Source organism: Flavobacteriales bacterium, assembly GCA_013001705.1.
Taxonomy (GTDB): domain Bacteria; phylum Bacteroidota; class Bacteroidia; order Flavobacteriales_D; family JABDKJ01; genus JABDLZ01.
In genome coordinates this window covers 1-3,935 of record JABDLZ010000032.1, presented here as the reverse complement: position 1 = coordinate 3,935, position 3,935 = coordinate 1, and the positions used below count along the sequence as shown (strand labels likewise).

The 3,935-nt window shown below is 49.3% G+C and carries 4 protein-coding genes; 3 read left to right on the top strand and 1 reads right to left on the bottom strand.

What is annotated here, in order from left to right; genetic code table 11:
• Positions 1-460 (top strand): serine hydrolase (locus HKN79_00995; protein NNC82127.1); only part of this gene is annotated, 460 nt, incomplete at its 5' end.
• Between the two features lie 109 nt (positions 461-569).
• Here HKN79_00995 and HKN79_00990 read toward each other — a convergent pair.
• Positions 570-1,484: a T9SS type A sorting domain-containing protein gene (locus HKN79_00990; GenBank protein NNC82126.1), complete on the bottom strand. Its 915-nt coding sequence runs from the start codon at positions 1,482-1,484 to the stop codon at positions 570-572.
• 315 nt (positions 1,485-1,799) lie between these two features.
• On the opposite strand from HKN79_00990, the gene HKN79_00985 reads away from it, so the two are divergent.
• Positions 1,800-3,080: an ammonium transporter gene (locus tag HKN79_00985; protein ID NNC82125.1), complete on the top strand. Its 1,281-nt coding sequence runs from the start codon at positions 1,800-1,802 to the stop codon at positions 3,078-3,080.
• 157 nt (positions 3,081-3,237) lie between these two features.
• The coding region (locus tag HKN79_00980) for a hypothetical protein (GenBank protein ID NNC82124.1) at positions 3,238-3,935 on the top strand (698 nt) is incomplete at its 3' end.

Below are 3,935 nucleotides of genomic sequence, written 5' to 3'. Positions count from 1 at the left end.
GACTTACTACGATTATATCGATTCCCTTATCCTAGACCCTCTGGGAATGGAGAACACGGGCTATCGCATAGATTTCCAAGATGACCGTCTGGCGACAGGCTATATGCGCGATCCGCAAGACCCCGAGGCTCCCCTACAACCAGCCGATCCCTTCACCCCCATCATGGGTAACAGTGCCGGAGGTGGTTATTCCACCTTGGATGATCTGTATCGTTTTGTGAAGGCATTCTATGCGGGAGAACTCTTGGATCGGGAAGGAATGGTACTCACGACCACTCATTTCGAACGGTCAGTAGGAGAAATGAAGGGCCTGCTATTGGGTGGAGGGGCTCCAGGTGCCAACTCCATCATCGACTACGATATCGATGCCGACCTCTTGATCATCGTACTCTCCAACTATGACCCACCGGGTGCCGAGGAGGCTGCGCGTACAATTCGGGGGTTGATCTTGAAGCCGTAATTCCTACGTTGAGTTCAGGCTATGTACTGAACCTGTCGAATGTAACAGGTGATACGTTGACCCAGAATTGAGACATCGATTCAAAGAAATTTTCCCAAAGTTTCTAGACTCATTCTGTAGACCTGAACAGAAGCCCGGTCTTCATCTTCCCGCTCATGGTCATCACCTGATAGCCATAGATTCCAGATGAGAGTCCATCTATGTGAATAGTCGTACCTCCTATGATTCTCCTCAGCAGAACCTCTCTACCCTTCTGATCGAAAATCGTGAATTCGAGCTCCTCTCCTGGTACATATTCTATCGTCAATTGGTCCAAAAAAGGATTTGGATAGATATGTCCTTCCAGGGGACTTGATTCCTCTATACCGGTGACCAATTCAAGAGAGACATCATCTACGTAACAGTAGGCAAATGTGGCTCCCGAAGAATGAACGATACTGGTAGAGGTATTGGCATCGTCATTGAAATTGCCTATGACCATATGGGTTTCCCCTCCTTCTGCAATAAAATCGCCCTCGATCAATACCCAGTTGGCACTATCCAAGACGTTTCCTTCAGCATTTATTATCTGTGGAACGTATGGTAAAGGATCATAGGTAGGAAAGTCTGTAATGGCTTCCTCTGCAAAGTGGACCTGGATATCGTCAGTGGTATAACGGGATGAATTGGACAAGTTGGCCCTCATCTCAAAATGATACTGACTATTCGCTTCAAGTGCACTATTCAATGGGACTTCTATATATTCCCGTGAATTTGCAGGAGCAAAATAATAAAGCAAGATACCCGCATAGGCCGAGCCCTCATAGGCTTCCTGATATCCGTAGAAATTCTGTGGCACTTGGGTACCATAGAACGATGAGCATTCATTGAAGTAATCTGGTGAACCGTTCTCACCACCTATTGTAGGGTTGAACCAATACATCGCAGTATCGATCTGCCCTGTAGCGTCCGGACACCCATGATATTCCTCAAATCCACCGTTCGGGACCAGATTCTGACCTAGGCCACATGTAACGGAGAACATGGATAAGATGAAAAGAACCACTCGAGCTTCCATATGACTGAGTTTTAATACGTCCCAACCTCACCGAATATTCGAACATATCTGAATAGTCTACTTGGAAATCCCCGCTCGATATATGTTCCTGTGACTCTAGCTAATCTACACTATTTACTTCAACATTCTCGCCCCTCTCCTCTCTTTATCAATTCTACAATTTGTCAGAACGACTATAAATTGATTGCTATATACCGCTAATAATCAGTGAACTATAAGTTTTTCACAGCAGAATTATCCTATGGAGCGAGGCTGTAGGTTTATAGGACCAAAACCATCCTCATGGGACGCAGACTGAACTTCATCCTACTTGCTGTACTTGTTCTGATCATCCTCTTTCTGGGTGAGAGTTATGAATCGCTGGATACCAGCGGCATCGATTCCGGGGACACCTCGTGGATGATTGTGGCCAGTGCCTTTGTTCTCCTTATGACTCCAGGGCTGGCATTCTTCTATGGGGGTATGGTCAATAAGAAGAGCATCGTTTCTACCATGCTGCAGAGTTTCGTAGCGCTCGGAGTCATCTCGGTACTCTGGGTCATCGTTGGATTCAGTCTGGCCTTTGGCGATAGCATCGGAGGAATCATCGGTAATCCCATGACCTATTTCAATTTCAAGGGTGTGGGCATCTCTCCCAACCCGGATTTCGCAGGGACCATCCCCTTCCTACTCTTTGCGCTCTTCCAACTCAAGTTCGCCATCATCACCCCTGCCCTCATCACAGGCAGTCTGGCCGAGCGGGTGCGTTTCCGCTCCTACATCCTATTCATGGTGCTCTTCTCTCTTCTCATCTATACACCTCTGGCCCACATGACCTGGCATCCCGATGGACTCTTCCGCAATTGGGGTGTACTGGACTTTGCCGGGGGTACAGTCGTGCACATGTCTGCTGGATTTGCTGCACTAGCGGGTGCCATCTATCTGGGCAAACGCAAGAGCGTGCAGACCGAACCGGCCAATATCCCTTTTGTCATCCTAGGTACCGGGCTATTGTGGTTCGGCTGGTTCGGATTCAATGCGGGTTCAGCTCTGGGTGCCAATGGCGATGCCGTGATCGCTTTTGCCAATACCAATCTGGCCTCGGCCACGGCCATGATCACCTGGATATTCTTCGACCGCTTCAGAGACAAGAAGATGTCAGCCCTTGGTGCCTGTATCGGAGCGATCGTAGGTCTGGTGGCCATCACTCCAGCAGCTGGATTCGTGACCTTGGGTGAGAGTATCTTCATCGGTTTCATCGCTGCATTGGTCAGCAATCTGGCTATCATGTTCTTCAAATCCACCTCTGTAGATGATACCCTAGAGGTCTTCCCCAGCCATGGTGTGGGCGGTATCGTAGGTATGCTACTGACCGGACTTCTGGCCGAAGAGGTGGGGCTCATCCACGGGGAGACCGAGACCATGCTCTATCATGTGATCGCCCTATTGATCGTATCGGTCTTCACTTTAGGCGGAAGCTGGCTGCTCTTCAAAGTGACCGATCTGCTCATCCCCATCCGTGTAAGGGCCGATCAAGAAGAACGCGGTCTAGATTCCTCCCAGCATGGCGAGAGCTTCTCTTGATCTATTTCAGGATGATCCTTTCATAGGCATTCAGCCATTCAGCTTTCCTAGTTCTGTCGCTTTTCTGAAGTTGCTCAACTGACGATTATCAGTTCAAGACGCTGTACAGCCATGGTCTTTCTTCCTACTTTGGAGCTCGCTAATCAAAACCCTGACAATGAGACTTCTATCTACTTTCATATTCTGCCTATTCATAGGCTCCTTTGCAGCCCAGTCCGAGCCGGGCATTCCTGCTTCTGGTGAACAACTTGTTCCTCAGCAACTCTCCGACCGGAGGCTGAGTCCCAAGGAGGATCTGCAATTCAATGCTGTAGAAACACCAGCCCATCCCTTCTTCTCTCTCAAGGCCGACCAAGGTGCCTCCGAGGCTCTCCGATCTCCATCGGAAACAAATAAGCTATCTGCCATACAACCGCAGACTTCTTTACAGGTTCCATCGGCAGAAATTGCAACCGTACTCCAGCCAAAGAAATCGGATCGCTCTGAGATGCGATCTGGCGATTGTTTGGCCACTGGATTGACTGCCGTGGACGGTGGTTGTTCGGATGAAGGGCAAGGTCTACTTCCGGTGATCTCATTGACCTTCGATATCGCAGGTACCTGTGATGTGGAAGACCTCTGCTGGGGAGTGAACGGTGAGACCCCTACCTGTGTTAATCTGCCCGCAAATGGATTCAACATCGGTGATGGCGAGGGGATCAATCTCATCAATACCACCGAAGATGCACTCTACGAGATCTATTTCACCACTATCAGCGGGGCTTCCGGGACCATCTTCTATCAGAACGGCAATTGCATTCCACAGTGTCTACCTATTTCGGTCACGGCCGAGGATCTGGGCTGCTCGGATGAAGG